15 protein-coding genes are annotated in these 16910 nt (G+C 65.5%); 9 read left to right on the plus strand and 6 right to left on the minus strand.

All coding sequences use genetic code 11. The features are described from left to right. Positions 1-126 precede the first annotated feature (126 nt). Complete coding sequence (locus ACFJI2_RS25480; protein WP_377702416.1) at positions 127-567, minus strand: helix-turn-helix domain-containing protein; 441 nt, start codon at positions 565-567, stop codon at positions 127-129. Positions 568-759: 192 nt separating this feature from the next. Between ACFJI2_RS25480 and ACFJI2_RS25485 the strand changes: the two genes are divergently transcribed. The 5 genes from ACFJI2_RS25485 to ACFJI2_RS25505 all read left to right on the plus strand — a co-directional run bounded on the left by ACFJI2_RS25485 (position 760) and on the right by ACFJI2_RS25505 (position 4602). Next, positions 760-1140, plus strand: coding sequence for a hypothetical protein (locus tag ACFJI2_RS25485; protein ID WP_377702417.1), 381 nt, complete (start codon positions 760-762; stop codon positions 1138-1140). A 176-nt stretch (positions 1141-1316) separates the two neighbouring features. Further along, positions 1317-3284 (plus strand): histone H1-like repetitive region-containing protein, encoded by a 1968-nt coding sequence (locus ACFJI2_RS25490; protein ID WP_377702418.1) that lies wholly within the window; start codon positions 1317-1319, stop codon positions 3282-3284. 141 nt (positions 3285-3425) lie between these two features. After that, positions 3426-3716: a hypothetical protein gene (locus ACFJI2_RS25495; protein WP_377702419.1), complete on the plus strand. Its 291-nt coding sequence runs from the start codon at positions 3426-3428 to the stop codon at positions 3714-3716. Between the two features lie 53 nt (positions 3717-3769). After that, complete coding sequence (locus ACFJI2_RS25500) at positions 3770-4021, plus strand: hypothetical protein (RefSeq protein WP_377702420.1); 252 nt, start codon at positions 3770-3772, stop codon at positions 4019-4021. Positions 4022-4023: 2 nt separating this feature from the next. Beyond that, positions 4024-4602, plus strand: a complete 579-nt coding sequence (locus ACFJI2_RS25505; RefSeq protein ID WP_377702421.1) for a hypothetical protein — start codon at positions 4024-4026, stop codon at positions 4600-4602. Between the two features lie 110 nt (positions 4603-4712). Here ACFJI2_RS25505 and ACFJI2_RS25510 read toward each other — a convergent pair whose 3' ends face one another. The 5 genes from ACFJI2_RS25510 to ACFJI2_RS25530 all read right to left on the minus strand — a co-directional run bounded on the left by ACFJI2_RS25510 (position 4713) and on the right by ACFJI2_RS25530 (position 10077). Next, positions 4713-5642 (minus strand): hypothetical protein, encoded by a 930-nt coding sequence (locus ACFJI2_RS25510; protein ID WP_377702422.1) that lies wholly within the window; start codon positions 5640-5642, stop codon positions 4713-4715. Between the two features lie 142 nt (positions 5643-5784). Next, entirely contained in the window at positions 5785-6081 is a 297-nt protein-coding gene (locus ACFJI2_RS25515) for an addiction module antidote protein (RefSeq protein WP_377702423.1), read from the minus strand. Between the two features lie 146 nt (positions 6082-6227). Further along, on the minus strand, positions 6228-7232 hold the full coding sequence (tssG, locus tag ACFJI2_RS25520; RefSeq protein WP_377702424.1) for a type VI secretion system baseplate subunit TssG: 1005 nt from the start codon (positions 7230-7232) through the stop codon (positions 6228-6230). Further along, positions 7229-9061, minus strand: a complete 1833-nt coding sequence (gene tssF / locus ACFJI2_RS25525) for a type VI secretion system baseplate subunit TssF (protein ID WP_377702425.1) — start codon at positions 9059-9061, stop codon at positions 7229-7231. Before tssF ends, tssG begins: the two co-directional genes overlap by 4 nt. A gap of 119 nt (positions 9062-9180) precedes the next feature. Then, positions 9181-10077: a hypothetical protein gene (locus tag ACFJI2_RS25530; RefSeq protein WP_377702426.1), complete on the minus strand. Its 897-nt coding sequence runs from the start codon at positions 10075-10077 to the stop codon at positions 9181-9183. Positions 10078-10175: 98 nt separating this feature from the next. On the opposite strand from ACFJI2_RS25530, the gene ACFJI2_RS25535 reads away from it, so the two are divergent. From ACFJI2_RS25535 to ACFJI2_RS25550, 4 genes are read left to right on the plus strand one after another with little or no spacing between them, the layout of a single operon-like run. Continuing rightward, positions 10176-11630, plus strand: coding sequence for a DUF3375 domain-containing protein (locus ACFJI2_RS25535; protein WP_377702427.1), 1455 nt, complete (start codon positions 10176-10178; stop codon positions 11628-11630). A gap of 7 nt (positions 11631-11637) precedes the next feature. Further along, positions 11638-12273: a DUF4194 domain-containing protein gene (locus tag ACFJI2_RS25540; protein WP_377705908.1), complete on the plus strand. Its 636-nt coding sequence runs from the start codon at positions 11638-11640 to the stop codon at positions 12271-12273. After that, complete coding sequence (locus ACFJI2_RS25545; RefSeq protein WP_377702428.1) at positions 12266-15661, plus strand: ATP-binding protein; 3396 nt, start codon at positions 12266-12268, stop codon at positions 15659-15661. Before ACFJI2_RS25540 ends, ACFJI2_RS25545 begins: the two co-directional genes overlap by 8 nt. Then, positions 15658-16821: a DUF3322 domain-containing protein gene (locus ACFJI2_RS25550; RefSeq protein WP_377702429.1), complete on the plus strand. Its 1164-nt coding sequence runs from the start codon at positions 15658-15660 to the stop codon at positions 16819-16821. Before ACFJI2_RS25545 ends, ACFJI2_RS25550 begins: the two co-directional genes overlap by 4 nt. The last annotated feature ends 89 nt before the right edge of the window (positions 16822-16910 follow it).

The raw sequence follows: 16910 nt of genomic DNA on the forward strand, positions 1-16910 counted from the left end.
TGAAAATCCCATCCAAAAATTATTAGTCGGTGCACAAATCAAAAAATTGTGGAAAAGGCATTGAAATTCATGAGGACTTGTTAGGTAGCCTGATTGCATATCTGGCGAAATCGATGGCATGCATTGTTATCCGGTTGAATTACGCACAGCCAACTTGGCGCACATTTCGGTAATCCAGCCGCACATCCAGACCCGATCATCTTCGCCAAGGGTATTTAATGAAACAGCAAGATCAACGGCCTGATCTAGAGAACGAGCAGAACCCGATCGTACTAACGCCTCTATCGGCACGTCGAAAATCTCGGCAAGATCAATCAGTCGAAGCAGAGTAGGTAAGGTAGCGCCACGTTCAAAACGTGAGATAGTTTCTTGTTCTACTCCCAGCCGTGCAGCAACCTGTTCCTGCGTCAGACTTTTTGCAAGTCGCTGTCTAGCAATCTCCTTCCCCAAGCGTTGAGCAAATTTTCCTTCTTGCAGCGCGGTGACCATATCCAACACCCTATGACTGATGACCACACGAATAGTGGTATCAAAAGGAGATTTTGGTAACATCACAAAATGTGGCATAACCACATTCTGCGAATATCTGATGTGCCGAACTACCACGGGTAGCACCTTCGTACTACCCGGCTCGCCTGTGCTCAGGGACCATGGGAACTGCGTCACTATCAGCTGGTCTAAGGAAGGTGTGGTTATGCTTGAGGAAACGATGGTGCAGAGACTTCTTGCGACCACGGTGGTATCAACCGGAGAAACGTTATGGCATCAGACATTGCTCTTCCGCACTCTGTCTTACCTTTCCGAATTCAACCGTGTGCCGCTGATCACGGGAAAACAACTGTGATAGTCGATTCTGAAGGTTTTGTAGTCGCAAAAATTCCTAGCAAAGCTTGGAGGAAAAAAGCGATCCTGACCTATCCTCAGGATCGCGGGAACGCCGCACTGATTCTGCAGGCGATTAACGCCTTCTACCCAATGAAAGCAGCGCTTCTAAGGCTGCGCGACTTGATCATGTTGGAGCGTCTTTCGATACACGAGAATAATCCCGATGCTCGCTGGGAGTATGCGGAGGAAGTGGCGGCCGCGCTTGACGAAGCGTCCAGGCTTCTAAGTTGTGCTATTAATTGGCAAGAAGACTAGCTTGCATCGGCGCAAAGCGGCAGCAAGAAATTTCCCGGATGCTAATAAGCGCTGCGCCGCGCTTGTGATAGGCTGTAGCGAAGTTATCAACATTCCGCAGCGGGCGATTCCATGGCTTTCACATCAATCCAGTTAGCACAGGTAGAAGGATTTCGGGCTTGAGTGCGGCTGGCTTCATGCAGCGTGATCGCTGGCGGTTGAGCAATGCGTTGTTGCTCTCCTTGCTTTTTCACGCGCTGCTGTTGAGCGTGACCTTTGGGGGGCAGACGTTTGGGTTTCCTGGGCTGAGCTTGCCTTGGAAGGAGCGGCGGCTGGAGGCTAGCGATCTGCGCGTTGTGCTGATGCCGGGGCGGCCTGAAGAGCCGATATTGGCGCCGCTGCCGTTGGCTCCCTCGCTGGCGGGAGTGGGGGATGGGGCGTCTGCTGCCGGTGTGGCGACGTCGCCGGCACCTGCGCCCGCGCCGGTGGTGGAGGCTGCGCCTTCGGAGCCGCAGGCGGTGGGGATGACGGCTTGGACGCGACCCGATGTGAATTTGCCGATTGCGCCTGACGCGCCGCAGACCAGGGCGCCTGCAACCACGCTGGAGCGAAATCTGCCTGTTCTGGGGAGTGATGTGCCGGCGCCCGATGCCGGGGGCGAGGCGGCGCGGAAGAAGGTCGAGCAGGAGCAGTTGAGGGCGGAGACTTTGCGGCAGGTGGAGTTGGCGGCGGCTGCGCAGCGGGAGGGCGTGCGGCAGGAACAGCTGCGGCAGGAGGCGGCGCGCGCTGAGCAGGCGGCCAGGAGCGAGGCGGCGCGGGTGGAGTCGGAGCGGCAGGAACTGGCGCGGCAAGAGTCGGTGCGCAGGGAGGCGCAACTGGCGCAGGCGAGGCAGGATGAGAATGCGCGGTTGGAACGGGAGCGGGCCGAGGCTATGCGGGTGGAAGCTGGGCGTCAGGAGCTTGTTCGGCAGGAGGCGGTGCGGCGGGATGCGTTGCAGCAGGAGCAGGCAAGGCTGGATGAGAAGGCAAGGATGGATGCTGCTCGGCAGGAGCGGGATCGGATCGAGGCGGCACGGATTGAGGCTGGACGTCAGGAGCTTGCGCGGCAGGAATCGCTGCGGCGGGAGGCGTTGAGGCAGGAGCAGGTCAGGCAGGAAGAGCGGGCACGGCTGGCGCAGGATCAGCTGGAGGCCGCTCGCCAAAACGCGATTAAGCAGGAGGCGGCGCGACAGGAGCTGGCGAGGCAGGAAGAGAAGGTCCGCCAGGAGGTTGCTCGGCAAGAGGTGGCGAGACGAGAGGCATCCAGGCAGGAGGCTGCGAGACAGGAAGCCATGCGGCAGGAGGCGGCGAAACAGGAGGCTGTGCGGCAAGAGGCGGCAAGGCAGGAGATGGCCCGGCAGGAAGCTGCTAAGCAGGATGCGGCCCGGCAAGAGGCAGCAAGGCAGGAAGCTGCGCGACAGGAGGCCGTGAGGCAGGAGACAGCCCGGCAGGAAGCGGCGAAGCAGGCAGCGGCGCGGCAGGAGGCGGCGCGGCAGGAGATGGCCCGGCAAGAGGCAGCGAAGCAGGAGGCATCCCGGCAAGAGGCGGCAAGGCAGGAAGCAGCGCGACAGGACGCCGCGAGGCAGGAGGCAGCGAAGCAGGACGCGGCGCGGCAGGTGACGGCGAAACAGGATCAAGCGCAACGTGACAAGGCGGAGCGGGAGGCGCAGCGCGAGGAACGATTGCGCGCTATCGGCAAGCAGCTCGACGCGGAGGCCGCGCAGCGCGACGCGCAGAACCGCCCTTCCCGCTCGCTGCTGCCGACGGCCAGCGGCCTTCGCCGCGGCTGGCTCTACGGACGCGCCGATCCGAATGCCGATCTGGTTCTGTATGCGGAGGCCATGGCCAAGAAGATCGAACTGAACATGACCTTCGACATGGTGCGCGATGTAGTGAAGCAGCCTCACACGCAGCCGACCGTAACGGTAGCTGTCCGCGCAGACGGTTCGGTGGAAAAGGTGACGTTCGTGGTCTCCAGCGGCGTGCCCGCTATTGACGAGGCGATACGGCGGGTGGTGGCAAGCCAGGCCCCCTATGGCACGTTCCCGCCCACAGTGGCGCGCCAGTACGATGTAATCGAAATCCGCCGCACCTGGGTATTCGACACGGCCATTCGGCTGCAGTGACAACGAAAGCAACGCTTGGCGCCTCAACATCAATTGGCGCACGATGATGCTTCAATCAAGCGCATGCGCAACGTTCCTTGACAAGTCTACTTTCTGTGTTAAGTTTATGGAGTATTTTCGGAGTTTTTTTGGAGTTACATCATGGAAGTTCGTCTCAATATCGATGACGCTTTCCTCAAAGATTTGCAGGAGCAAATCGGCGGTGGAGCGAAAGCAACCGACATCACGCGTGACGCGTTAACAATCTTTAAATGGGCAGTGGAAGAAGCCGCAGCGGGACGTGTTGTTCTTAGCACCAACACCTCAGGGGCAGATGTACATCGTTTGGTGATGCCAACATTACAACAGGTTGAGTCGCGGGCAAAGTCTCCAGCCAAGTCGAGCCCGTCTTGGCGAGATTTGCCTGGCAAGCTCGGGAAAATGGGAACTTAACCTCACTGTACATATCCATCTAGCTTCGAAGCGCCTAGTCTCCAGGAGTTGCGATGCCACCTGAACAAGAACAGCAGGAACCGACAAAAACTAACGGTGTGCCGGATGGCGAAGAAGTTTCCGCTGCGGACGAAAGGCCGGATACTGCAACTGCTCAACGGCCGAATGTCCAAGGCCTTCCGCGCGACATCGATCTTGGCACGAGCAAGGCGGCGGTACTTTCCATCCCCGAAGTTTCATCGCTTGATCCGCTATCTGGCGCTGGCGTCCTGCTCTGCTCACCCGTTATGTTCTGGCGATCCTGACGTTGGTGCTCCTGTTGCTATTCATTGCTTTAATACTGCAGGAAAAAATATTCAACGACCTGACAAGCAAAGCATTCGCAGCAGCGATCGTTGAAACTAACGCCACATCGTCAACAGACGGTGCTACGGCAACAATGGAACCGATCGCCGCGTCCTTGCGCGCCGCCGAAAAGGCCCTGGCGACACCCGAAGTCGCGCGCGCTGCACTGCTTCAGGCAGCGAGCAAAATCAATCAGCACAAAGGCGACGGTACCCGCGCCAGCCACGAAGCCCTGACCAAGCTGAATATGGAAGTATTAGCATTGATCTCGCAAAAATCCGGCACCGCTTTCGATCCAGTCAAGCTCCGCACGCTGGTCACAACAGCGGAGGCAATGGCGGCCAACAGCGGCGCAAGTGCGCCGTCTGTGGAATGGCTGAAAGCACGCCAGGAACTGGTTAAGTCATACATGGAAGCCACAGCCCAGTCGCGTGAATTCTGGAAGGGTATGGCACAAATGATTCTGCTAAATCTCCTGTTGCCGGTGCTGACTGGCTTGCTAGGCTACGTGTTCGCCTCCCGTCAGGCGAACAAGCCATAACTCACCGCCATGCGGCCGGAGCAAGAACGCATTGCCTGAAACGTCGCTTGGCCCATGCTGCTGGCCGCTGTCGAAACGACTCGTTTCAGATGACGTTGTATTAACTGCAGCTAGTGATGGCTGGGTGGGGCGCGTTCTGGGTCTTGCTGCTTTTCCCTGAGCCAGGCTTTCAGCTTGGCGATGTCGCGGAAATCGGCCACGTCGCAGGCGATGTTTTCCAATTGGTGTTCGAGCAGGTGTTGTTGCATGCGTACGCATTGGCGGGCGATGCATTCCGTAATTTCGGTGCTGCCGGGCAGGTTGAGCTGCACCATGAGGGAGAACTGGATGCCGACTGTGTTGAACTCCAGGTCCTCCAGGTAGGCTTCGATGTCCTCGATGCTCTGTTCGAGCTGCTTGCGGGTGAGGTGTGCCGCGCCGGGACGTCGGCCCTGGTCCAGTTCTATCTCCAGTACGCGCAGCGCAATCGGGTCAGCGTTGATGTAGCTGGCATCGGCCTGCTCGAGCAGCGCCGGCTGCTCCTGCGGCGGCATGGTGAGGATGACGCCGACCAGTTTGGCGTGCAATTCCTCGGCCTGCGCCTGGTCTTCTTCCTCGTTCCACGAGCAGGAGACGGGGTAGCTGTCGGCCAGGAGCATGTCGCCGATTTCGCGCAGCACGGGGCCGAAGCGGTTGCAGTCCACGCCGTGCTCGCTGCCGCTGTAGCGGTCGTAGTATTGCTGGATTTCGCTGTCGTCGCTGGTGCTCAGCATGCGGTCTGCCAGGGTGCAGATGGTTTCGGCTATCGCGACGCGCTCGGGGTCGTTCAGTGTGCTGTGGCCGTAGGCCTGGTCGAATACCTGGATCAGTTGGCGGGCGTAGACGCCGAACTGCTGCTCGAGGGGATCGAGCGTGCACCGGCCCAGTTCGCGCAGCCGCGCGGCGCTGGCTTCCCAGCGGGCATACGTGCGGCGGGCTTCCGCCAGTTTGGCGAGCAGGGATTCGAACTCTTCTCGGGCGCGGGCGAGCTTGGCGCCGCGTTTGGTGCTGGGGGTGGGCATGGTCGAGGCCTCGTTGGGGCTGGCGGGCAGACCGTGCTTTGCGTGCCGTTCTGCCAGGGTGGAACTGGCATTCTAGGCGCGCGGGAGGGGGCCGGCATTGATGTGCCGCAAAGGCTGAGCGAACAGGGAGACTTCGGACTTACTATGCGGCAGTGGGCTCAATTCGGAACTGTAGCCCAAGCGCGTTAACCAGCGTGAGCATTGCGTCAAAGTTGGGCAAGCCATTCCGCACCAGCGCGGTTGCCAATGCATCGGCGTCAATGCCAGCCTCCGTGGCAACGTGCCGCAGCCCTGCCGAGCGAGAGATGTCATCCAACACGCGGGCTATGAACGCGGCGTCGCTTCCATCTTCTTCAAAACACGCGGCGAGGTACAAGGCGATATCTTCAGACGTCTCCAAATACTTGGATCCGTCCCATTCTCGCAGTTGAACTATCATGCTATCCCCCTAAAATCACGTAGCATCTGTCGCGCACGCTTTACGTCCGTAATCTGCGTAGATTTGTCGCCCCCGGCCAGCAAGATCAGGATCTCCGTAGTCATTGTGCTGTTCCATTCTAGGTGGAGATGTGCAAATTGGCAAAGCTATGGGGTTAGCAGATAGCTGGCGTCTTCGCGGTCGCGGGTCGAGGAGGAGCTGAGCAGGAAGGCGTTGACGCCGAGGCGGGCGCCGCCTTCCTGCTCGCTGGGGTGGAGGCTGAAGCCGCAGGCGTCGGCGGCGCGCAGCAGGAGGCGGATTTCGAAGGCGATGCCGACGGTGCAGAACATGGCGAGCATCGCTTGCAGGGCGGCGGCACCGGGACCGTGGGGCAGGAAGCGTTCGAAATCTTCCCTGCCGAGCGCGCCGATGCGGATGCGGGCCAGCGTGTCGCAGCGGTTTAGGCGTTCGCCTAGCAGCACGCCTTGGCGCAGGCTGCAGTGGCTGCGGCCGAGCTGCGCTTGCTGCGGCGCGGGCAGCGCTTCCCATACGCCGATCAGCGGCTCCACTTTGCAGGGCACATCGAAGTATTGGGTGAACATGCCTGTCATGACGTCGTGCGAGGCGGTGCGGCTGCGGATCTGGATGGCGTAGCGGGCGAAGGTTTCGCGGCCGATGATGCCGTCTTGCGGCGGCTGCGCGCCGGCGAGCAGCAGCAGCTTGGCGAGGTAGCCGTCGCCGCCGACCTCGTCCTGCATGCATTCGGGGCGGTGCGTGGCCCAGGCCTGGCAGAACATGGCGAGCGCGCGGTGGGAGAGCATGTCGAGGAAGGCGCGCGGGGCATCGTCATCTTCGCGCTGCTCGTGCGCGGCGATGCGCTCGGTGTAGTGGTGCGGCAGCGTGCCGCTGCTGCCCAGCAGGCCCATGAAGGCGGGGGCGATCTCGAGGTGGCCGCCGCGCTGCTCCAGGGCGCCGATTTCGCCTGGCGGGAAGGCGAGCGACAGGCGGTTGCGGTAGCGCAGCTGTTGCGCGTGCGGAGGCGGCTCCGGCTGCGGCTCGGACTGAGCGTCGGGCTCAGGCGCGCTGCGCAGCCACTGCTCCAGCAGGCGCACCGCCTGGAAGAATTCGAAACGCTGCGGCTCGGCCAGCAGCGCTTCAATCAGCCCAGTCAAGCCAGCGCCAGGCTGCCGTTGCGGGGTGCGCATTGCAGCAGTTCCTTTCCGCTTGCGTGCGAGACGATGGTGAGCTGGGTGTAGCTGTTGAGGTGCGCGTACATGCCGAGCAGGCTGTCGAGCAGCTGCGCGAAGATGTGGATGCCGGTGCCGGCGTAGGCGTCTTCGTCGAGCGTGACGCGGATGTCCACGCCGTGCAGGCATGCCAGGCCGGTGCCGCGCCGCAGCCAGGCGGTGCCCAGCGTGTGCGCGAGGCCGGTGATGCCGTCGATCTGGCGCTGCGAGACGGCGTTGCCGGGCAAGGCGTACAGGCGCAGCATGGCGCTGAAGGCGGGCAGGCCTTGCTGCGTGAGGGTGCGGTGGTTGAGGGACAGGTGCGACACCAGCCCCCATTGCGCGCCGCGCGCGGAGCTGAGGCGCTGCGACGGCGTGGGCTTGCGCAGCAGCCGTATCGGCACGCTGCCGGCGCTGGCTTCGGTGGCCAGGTCGCCTCCGGCCAGGCCGCCTTGCAGTTCCTGCGGCAGGTTGCGGTTGGTGCAGGTGATGCCGATGGAGGCGATGCCGGTTTCGGACTTGAGCGGGTCGAAGTCGCGGTCGATCAGGGACAGCGAGTATTCGTGGGCCACGCGGCCGCTGGCCAGCTCCTCGTCGCGCCGCGCGATCCAGTAGCGCCCTTTGCGGCTGGGGGATTCGCCGTGGCGCAGCGAGTAGTAGGATACGAACTCGGTGGCAATGCTGTCCCGGGCGCCGGAGCGCTGCAGCAGGTGCACCGAGTCCACGCTGTAGATCTCGCAGGCTTTGGCGGGCAGCGCATCCGGCAACAGCGGATAGCTGCTCTGGGTGTGGGTGACCTGGATGGGCGTGGCGATGTGGCGAAACAAGTTGACGATGGGGGTGCAGGACAGCAGCAGGTTGTCGCGCGTGAGGGTGCGCAGGATGCGGGCGGCGCTTGAGTCGCCGCGCACGCCGTTGAGCGGCAGGTGCAGCGTGACGTTGGCGCAGCCGGGCGCGGCGTGGCGCAGCAGCTCGGCCAGGTCGATGTCGATGAAGTCGAATTTTTCCGGGTAGGCGAAGTATTCGCTGAGCAGGCGGTAGGCGGGCTGCTCGGCGGCCTCGAAGGGCAGCAGCGCGTCGGCGTCGTCGAAGCCGGCCGGGCGCAGGGGCACGCGCTCCAGCATGCGCCACTGCCCTTCGGTTTGGATGCAGGCGCAGGCGGCGCGCATGAAGAGCGTGTCGCGCAGGGTGGCGCGCAGCGAGGCTTCGCCGTCGAGGTACATGCGCAACACAGGCAGGCGCAGTTCGGCCAGGCTGCGGTTGGGGGCGGTGCAGGCGATGCCGATGCGGATGGAGGCGGTGATATCGGGCGGCAGCTGCAGCGACGAGGGGGCGTGGATGAAGGTGTCGAAGCGGGCGGCGCTGATCTGCACCGGGGCCACGGCCACGTCGTAGGCGGTGCGGAATTTGCAGCCGGGGGCGGTGCTGCCGAGGGATCGGAGCGCGCTGCCGCGCGGGATGGTGGCGCTGTCGGCGGCTTCGGCGCTGTTGTCGAAGCGGGCGATGGAGCAGGACGGGATGGGGCGCAGGTAGTGCGGGTAGAGCACGCCGAGCAGGGCTTCGGTGAAGCCGGCGTAGTCGTCGTCGAGGCGCTTGGCGGTGCGGGCGTTGAGCAGGGCGACGGACTGGATCAGGCGTTCCACGTGGGGGTCGGCGCAGGTTTCGCCGTTCATCAGCAGGCTGCCGGCGAGCTTGGGGTAGCGTTCGGCGAATTCATGGCTGGCGCGGCGCAGCATGCCCAGTTCTCGTTCAAAGTACGGCAGCAGTTTTTCCATCGTCGTGTCCTTGCGTGGAGGGTTCGACGATGGTGGCATAGGCGACGGGGCGCGGTTTTGATATAGAGCAATTACCGCTACTGCCCCGCCTTAAAGCAAGCCGGCCTGCTTCAGGCGTCTCACCCAGGCCGGATGCGCGCCTGCCGTTCCGCGCGCTCCGTTTCCAGCCGAAGCTGCTCGGCGGAGTGGCGGCCGGCCTCGATCTCCACCACCGTGCGGCGCGCCGGCGCCGCCTGCCGGCTGTCCAGCCAGGCGGCATGGCGCAGGCTGAGCTTGCACTCCAGTGCGCGGCCCTGCCCCGTCACCAGCTGCGCCATGGCGGCGCGCAGTTCCGCTTCAGGCAACCCGGCGGCCCAGGCCTCGGCGGCGCGCAGCGCATCGCGTCTCGCCGCCGGCGCGGGGCTGGCTGCGGCGGCGGCCGCCAGCAGGTCGCGGTCCAGCTCCAGGAACTCGGCCAGCGCCGACTGGGCCGGCGACAGCGCGCCCAGGCCGGCGGGCAGCGGCGGCTCCAGTTCATCGTCGTCCAGTTCGCAGCTGCACAGCCGCGCCAGCCACCCCAGGTAAAGCGGGCGGGTGTCGCCACGCAGCAGCTCGTCGCGCAGCGGCAGCAGGCGCGCCATCCAGCCCGGGCCGTCCTGCTCGTCGTAAAACCGCTCGAAGTCACCGCTGTCGTCTTCGAACGACCAGTCCAGCAGGCAGTGCTGGCCAGTCCAGGCCACGCTGAAGGCGCCCCCAGCGCTGGCGGCATAGCCGGCCAGCGCCGTCTTGTCCAGGGCATTGCCCGGCAGGCGCAGCACCAGGCTGCACGAGGCCCAGCCGGCCGAATAGACGTGGGCGTCGAAATAGCGCTTCATCCAGTCGCGCGGATCGCCCTTCAGGTCGCCCCAGTGGTACTGGTTGGTGAAGCTGCTGGCGGTGATCGCGGCGCGGCTGGAGCAGGCGCGCAGCGCGGCCTGCTGCGCGCGCGTCAGCGGCGCGTCCACGGCCGCGAATTCATAGTACTGGTATTCACTCATGGGTAACGCTAGCGGAAATGCGGCGCCGAACGGTTGAAGCGCCGCTGCATCCGGTATCATACCGGCTTTGAAATCGGCTTTGCCGCCGAATCCACGCCATGTCCCTCGATTTCGCCACGCTCGACGCACTGCGCACGCGCCATCCGGCCTGGCGCCTGCTGCGCTCGGACCACGCGCCGCTGGTGGCCAGCTTCCTGCACCGCGTGTTCGTGGCGCCGAACGTGCGCGTAATGGCGGCGGCCGACCTGGCCGAGGCGCTGGACGACGAACTGTACGCGCTGCGCCAGCAACTGGGGCCGGACGCCTTTCCCAAGGCGCCGCTGGAGTACCTGAACGACTGGGCCGCCACCGACAAGGGCTGGCTGCGCAAGTTCTACCGCCAGGGCTCGGACGAGGCGCAGTTCGACCTGACGCCCGCCACCGAGAAGGCGATCGCCTGGCTGGCCACCTTGTCGGCGCGCAGCTTCGTCGGCACCGAATCGCGCCTGCTGACGCTGTTCGACCTGCTCAAGCAGATGAGCGAAGGCAGCGAGGCCGACCCCGCGCTGCGCGTGGCGGAGCTGCGCCGGCGGCGCGACGAGATCGACGTCGAGATCGCGCAGGTGCTGGGCGGCGACGTGCCGCTGCTGGACGACACGGCGCTGAAGGATCGATTCCAGCAGTTTACCCAGCTCGCGCGCGAACTGCTGACCGACTTCCGCGAAGTGGAGCACAATTTCCGTCTGCTGGACCGCAACGTACGCGAGCGCATCGCGCTGTGGGACGGCGCCAAGGGCGCGCTGCTGGAACAGATCATGGGCGAGCGCGACGCCATCGCCGACTCGGACCAGGGCCGCAGCTTCCGCGCCTTCTGGGACTTCCTGATGTCGAGCCGGCGCCAGGATGAGCTGTCGGCGCTGCTCGAGCGCGTGCTGGCGCTGCCTCCGGTGGCCGAGCTGAAACCGGACCCGCGCACGCGGCGCGTGCACTACGACTGGCTGGAGGCCGGCGAGCACACCCAGCGCACCGTGGCGCAATTGTCGCAGCAGTTGCGCCGCTTCCTGGACGACCAGGCCTGGCTGGAGAACCGCCGCATCATGGAGATCCTGCACGGCATCGAAGCCAAGGCCCTGGCGCTGCGCGAAGCGCCGCCGCCGGGCACGGTGATGGAGATCGCCGAGCCGGCGGCCGACATCGAACTGCCGATGGAGCGTCCGCTGCACACGCCGGCGATCAAGCCCGTCATCGCCAACCTCGCGCTGCAGGCCGGCGAGGCGGACGTGGATGCGGCCGCCCTGTATGCGCAGATCGTGATCGACAAGGCGCAAATGGCGCGCAACGTGCGCCACGCGCTGCAGGAGCAGAGCCAGGTCACGCTGAGGCAACTGGCCGAGCGCTATCCACTCAAACACGGCCTGGCCGAACTGGTGACGTATTTGCAGCTGGCCAGCGAGTCGTTCAAGACGGTGGTCGATGAAGACACCCCCGAGCAGATCGCCTGGCAGGGCGAAGACGCCGACGGCAAGCCGGTGCTGCGCCGCGCCAGCCTGCCGCGCGTGGTATTCGTAAGATAGGATGAACATGGAAGACGACGTGAACGCGGCACCCGCCGCGCCCCAGGACGAGCTTTCGGCGCTGGCCATCGCGCTGCTCAAGGGGGTGCTGTACCGCGAGGCGGACGAGCGCCTGTGGAGCGCCCTGCTCAACCTGCAGGCGCGCGTGCGCGACTATATGGCGGTGCTGAACCTGGAACTGGTGCTGGACGAGGCCGAGGGCTACGCCTTCCTGCGCGCGCGCAGCGCGGCCGATGGCGACGAGGCGGCGGCGAAGATGCCGCGCCTGGTGGCGCGCCGCCCGCTGTCCTTCCCGGTCAGCCTGCTGCTCGCGCTGCTGCGCAAGAAACTGGCCGAGTTCGACGCCAGCGGCGGCGGCACGCGCCTGGTGCTGTCGCGCGACGAGCTGGCCGAGCTGGTGCGGGTGTTCCTGCCGGCCGGCAGCAACGAGACCCGCATCATCGACCAGATCGAAACCCACGCCAACAAGATCGACGAGATGGGATTCCTGCGCAAACTCAAAGCCAGCAGCGGCCCGCCCAGCTACGAGGTGCGGCGCATCCTGAAAGCCTTCGTCGATGCGCAGTGGCTGGCGGAATTCGACGCGCGCCTGGACGGCTACCGCCTGCAACTGGCCGGCGGCAAGGAGGGCGGCGATGCATAACGACGCCGCCAGCATGGACCTGGAGTTCATGAGCGACGACACCTTGTCCGGCTTCCGCCTGATGCGGCTGGAAGTGTTCAACTGGGGCACCTTCGACCAGCGCGTGTGGCGCATGCAGCTGGACGGGCGCAACGCGCTGCTGACCGGCGACATCGGCTCCGGCAAGTCCACCCTGGTGGACGCGGTGACCACGCTGCTGGTGCCGTCCAACCGGATTGCCTACAACAAGGCGGCGGGCGCCGACAGCAAAGAGCGCTCGCTGCGTTCCTATGTGCTGGGCAGCTACAAGTCCGAACGCAACGAGGCCACCGGCGCCTCCAAGCCGGTCAACCTGCGCGGCCACAACAGCTACTCGGTGATCCTGGGCGTGTTCCACAACGCCGGCTACAACCAGACCGTCACGCTGGCGCAGGTGTTCTGGATGAAGGACGCGCAGGGCCAGCCGGCGCGCTTCTTCGTGGGCGCCGAGCGCGCGCTGTCGATCGCCACCGACTTCTCGCAGTTCGGCACCGACATCGCGCAGCTGCGCAAGAAGCTGCGCGGCCTCGGCGCCGAGATCGAGGACAGTTTCCCCAAGTACGGCGCCTGGTTCCGGCGCCGCTTCGGCATCGACAACGAGCAGGCGCTGGAACTGTTCCACCAGACGGTGTCGATGAAATCGGTCGGCAACCTGACCGACTTCGTGCGCAGCCACATGCTGGAACCGTTCGACGTGGCGCCGCGCCTGGCGGCGCTGATCGGCCACTTCGACGACCTGAACCGGGCGCACGAGGCGGTACTCAAGGCCAAGCGCCAGGTGGCGCTGCTAGAGCCGATGGTGGCCGACTGCGACCGCCACGGCGCGCTGGCGCGGCAGGTGGACGCGATGCGCGCATGCCGCGAGCTGCTGCGGCCCTATTTCGCGGGCTTGAAACTGGGCCTGCTGGACAGGCGCCTGGCCAACCTGCGCGACGAATGGGAGCGCGCGGAGGCGCAGCAGAAGCGGCTGCAGGAGCGCCGCGACGCGCAGCGCATCCAGGCCGACGAGCTGAAACGGGCGGTGGCCGACAACGGCGGCGACCGGCTGGAACGGCTGGCGGCGGAGATCCAGCAGAAGGACCAGGAGCGCGGCGCGCGCCAGGGCAAGGCCCAGCGCTACGCGCAGCTGGCAAGCCAGGCGGACGAACAGCCGGCGGACGACGAGCCGGGCTTCCTGGCGCAACGGCGCCGGTTCGCCGAGCTGGCCGAACAGGCCCGCTCGCAGGCGGCCGACGTGGAGAACGCGGAACGGGAGCGCGACTTCGGCTTCCGCCAGGGCATGGAGCAGCGCAAGGCGCTGCTGGACGACATCGCCAGCCTGAAATCGCGCCGCAGCAACATCGACGAGCAGCAAGTGCGCATCCGCGCCGCGCTGTGCCAGGCGCTGGAGCTGGACCAGGACGAGATGCCCTTCGCCGGCGAGCTGCTGCAGGTGCGCGAGGACGAGCGCGAGTGGGAAGGCGCGGCCGAGCGCCTGCTGCGCGGCTTCGGCCTGTCGCTGCTGGTGCCGGACCGGCACTACAAGGCGGTGGCCGAATGGGTGGACCGCAACCAGCTGCGCGGGCGGCTGGTGTACTTCCATGTGCGGCAGGCCCGTCCCGGCGCGCTGCCCGAGCTGCACCGCGATTCACTGGTGCGCAAACTGTCGGTCAAGCCCGATTCGCCGTTCTTCGACTGGCTCGAGCGCGAACTGGCGCACCGCTACGACGTGGCCTGCTGCGCCACGCAGGAACAGTTCCGGCGCGAGGCGCGCGCCATCACCCGCGCCGGCCAGCTGAAGGACCCCAGCGGCCGCCACGAGAAGGACGACCGGCGCCGCATCGACGACCGCAGCCAGTACGTGCTGGGCTGGTCCAACACGGCCAAGATCGCGGCGCTGGAAGACAACGCGCGCCAGTTGGAGCTGCGCCTGGGCGCCGCCGCCGTCGAGATCGGCAAGCTGCAGGACCAGCGGCGCGCGCTGCAGCAGCGCATCGACGCGCTGTCGCGGCTGGAGGAGTTTGCCGACTTCCGCGAACTGGACTGGGCCGCGCTGGCGGCCGAGATCGAGCGCCTGCGCGACGAGTACCGCCTGTTGGAATCGGCCTCCGACGCGCTGCGCCAGCTCAACGCGCAACTGGGGCAACTGCAGGCCGAGCTGGCCGGCACCGAGGCGGCGCTGCAGGCGAAGGCCAAGGAGGTCGGCGCGGTGGAGAACAAGCACCAGGCGGCCGGGGAGTTGCGCGGCCAGGCGCAGTCCGTGCGTGACGCCGCCGGCGCCGCGGAACTGGCGGCTGCCGGCGCGGAGCTGGAGACGATCCGCCAGGCCGCGCTGGGCGAGCACCAGCTCACCGTGGAATCCTGCGACAACCGCGAGCAGGACGCGCGCGGCTGGCTGCAGGAGCGCATCGACGCCGAGGACAAGGCGCTGAAGCGCCTGCGCGACCGCATCATCCAGGCCATGATGGGCTTCAAGGACGAGTTCAAGCTGGAGACCAGCGAATTCGACGCCAGCGTGGAGGCGGACCACGAGTACCGCAAGCTGCTTGGCCAACTCGGGCGCGACGACCTGCCCCGTTTCGAGGCGCGCTTCAAGGAACTGCTGAACATCAACACCATCAACGAGATCGCCAACTTCAGCGCGCAGCTGGCGCGCGAGCGCGAGACCATCAAGGAGCGCATTGCCCATATCAACGGCTCGCTGACGCAGATCGACTACAACGCCGGGCGCTACATCGTGCTCGAATCGCAGCCCAGCCCGGACGCCGAAATCCGCGACTTCCAGAGCGAACTGCGGGCCTGCACCGAGGGCGCGCTGACGGGCTCCGAGGATAGCCAGTACTCGGAGGCCAAGTTCGTGCAGGTGAAGGCCATCATCGACCGCTTCCGGGGACGCGACGGCCTGACAGAACTGGACCGGCGCTGGACCGCCAAGGTGACCGACGTGCGCAGCTGGTTCCTGTTCGGCGCCAGCGAGCGCTGGCGGCACGACGACACGGAGTACGAACACTACTCCGATTCGGGCGGCAAGTCCGGCGGCCAGAAGGAAAAGCTGGCCTACACCATCCTGGCGGCCAGCCTGGCTTATCAGTTCGGGCTGGAATGGGGCGCGGTGCGCTCGCGTTCGTTCCGTTTCGTGGTGATCGACGAGGCCTTCGGGCGCGGCTCGGACGAGTCGGCGCAGTACGGCCTGAAGCTGTTCGCCCAGCTCAACCTGCAACTGCTGATCGTCACGCCGCTGCAGAAGATCCACATTATCGAGCCGCACGTAGCGTCGGTCGGTTTCGTGCACAACGAGCAGGGACGCGACTCCCGGCTGCGCAACCTCAGCATCGAAGCCTACCGGGCGGAGAAGGCGGAGCAGGAAGCCAAGGGAGGTCCGGCGCGATGAACTTGAGCCGGCCGGCCGACCTGCGCGCGCAGGTGCAGAAGCTGTGGGACAAAGGCGAGCTGCTGGCCGGCGGCGAAGCGGCGTTCCCGCGCCGGCTGGTGTTGAAAGGACCGACCTCGGACGAGCTGGCCCAGCGCTTCGACAGCGTGCGCGCCTGGATCGCGGAGCTGCAAGCCATGCCCCACTGCCGCATCGAACTGCGGCAGGTGGCGCACCGCGTGCTGGGCGCCAACGCGGTGCCGCAGACCGCATGGGTCGACAACCTGGACGCGGCGCTGGCCTGGATCGGCAAGCGCCGCGAGGCGGAACGCTACCGCACGCTGTGCGCCGTCACCATGGAACGCCAGCCTGCCCTGCTGCCTTGGCTGGCGCGCCGGCCGTTGCGCGCGCTGGAACTGGCGGACGCCTGGTCCCGCTTGCTGGACGTGGTGGAGTGGATGCGGGCGCACCCGCGCTGCGGTCTGTATCTGCGCCAGCTCGACATTGTTGGGGTGCACAGCAAGTTCATCGAAATGCACCGGGGCGTGCTGGGCGAACTGCTGGAGCTTGCGCTGCCGGCGGACGCCATCGATGCGGCGGCAGCCGGCGCCGGCCAGTTCCTGCTCCGCTACGGCTTCCGCGAAAAACCGGCGCGCATCCGTTTCCGCGTGCTGGACGACGCGCTCGCCATCCTGCCGGGTACGCGGCAGGCCGACATCACGCTGGACGCCGCCAGCTTCGCCGCGCTGGCGCCATCAGCGCGGCGGGTGTTCGTCACCGAAAACGAAATCAATTTCCTCGCGTTCCCAGCGGTGCCGGACAGCCTGGCGATCTTCGGTGCCGGCTATGGCTGGGACGCGCTGGCGCAGGCGCGCTGGCTGGAGCGCTGCGCGTTGCACTACTGGGGCGACATCGACACGCACGGCTACGCCATCCTGGACCAACTGCGCAGCCGCTTCCCGCACGCGCAATCGCTGCTGATGGACCGCGCCACCCTGATGGCGCACCAGCCCGCGTGGGGACACGAGCCCGACCAGGTGGCGCACGATCTGCTCCGGCTCAACGAAGACGAACGCATGCTGTACGACGCGCTGCGCGACAACCTCATTCAACCCGGCCTGAGGCTGGAGCAGGAGCGGATCGGTTTCTACTGGCTGGAACAGGCGTTGCACAGGCTGTGATGCGAGGCAACGTGCAGAGGCGATGCCGGTGGAATCCTGGCGGCGCGCCTATAATGAAAACGATACTGTTTTTTTCGCTAATGATATGA

The organism is Pseudoduganella sp. UC29_71, assembly GCF_042693265.1.
Classification (GTDB): Bacteria; Pseudomonadota; Gammaproteobacteria; order Burkholderiales; family Burkholderiaceae_D; genus Rugamonas.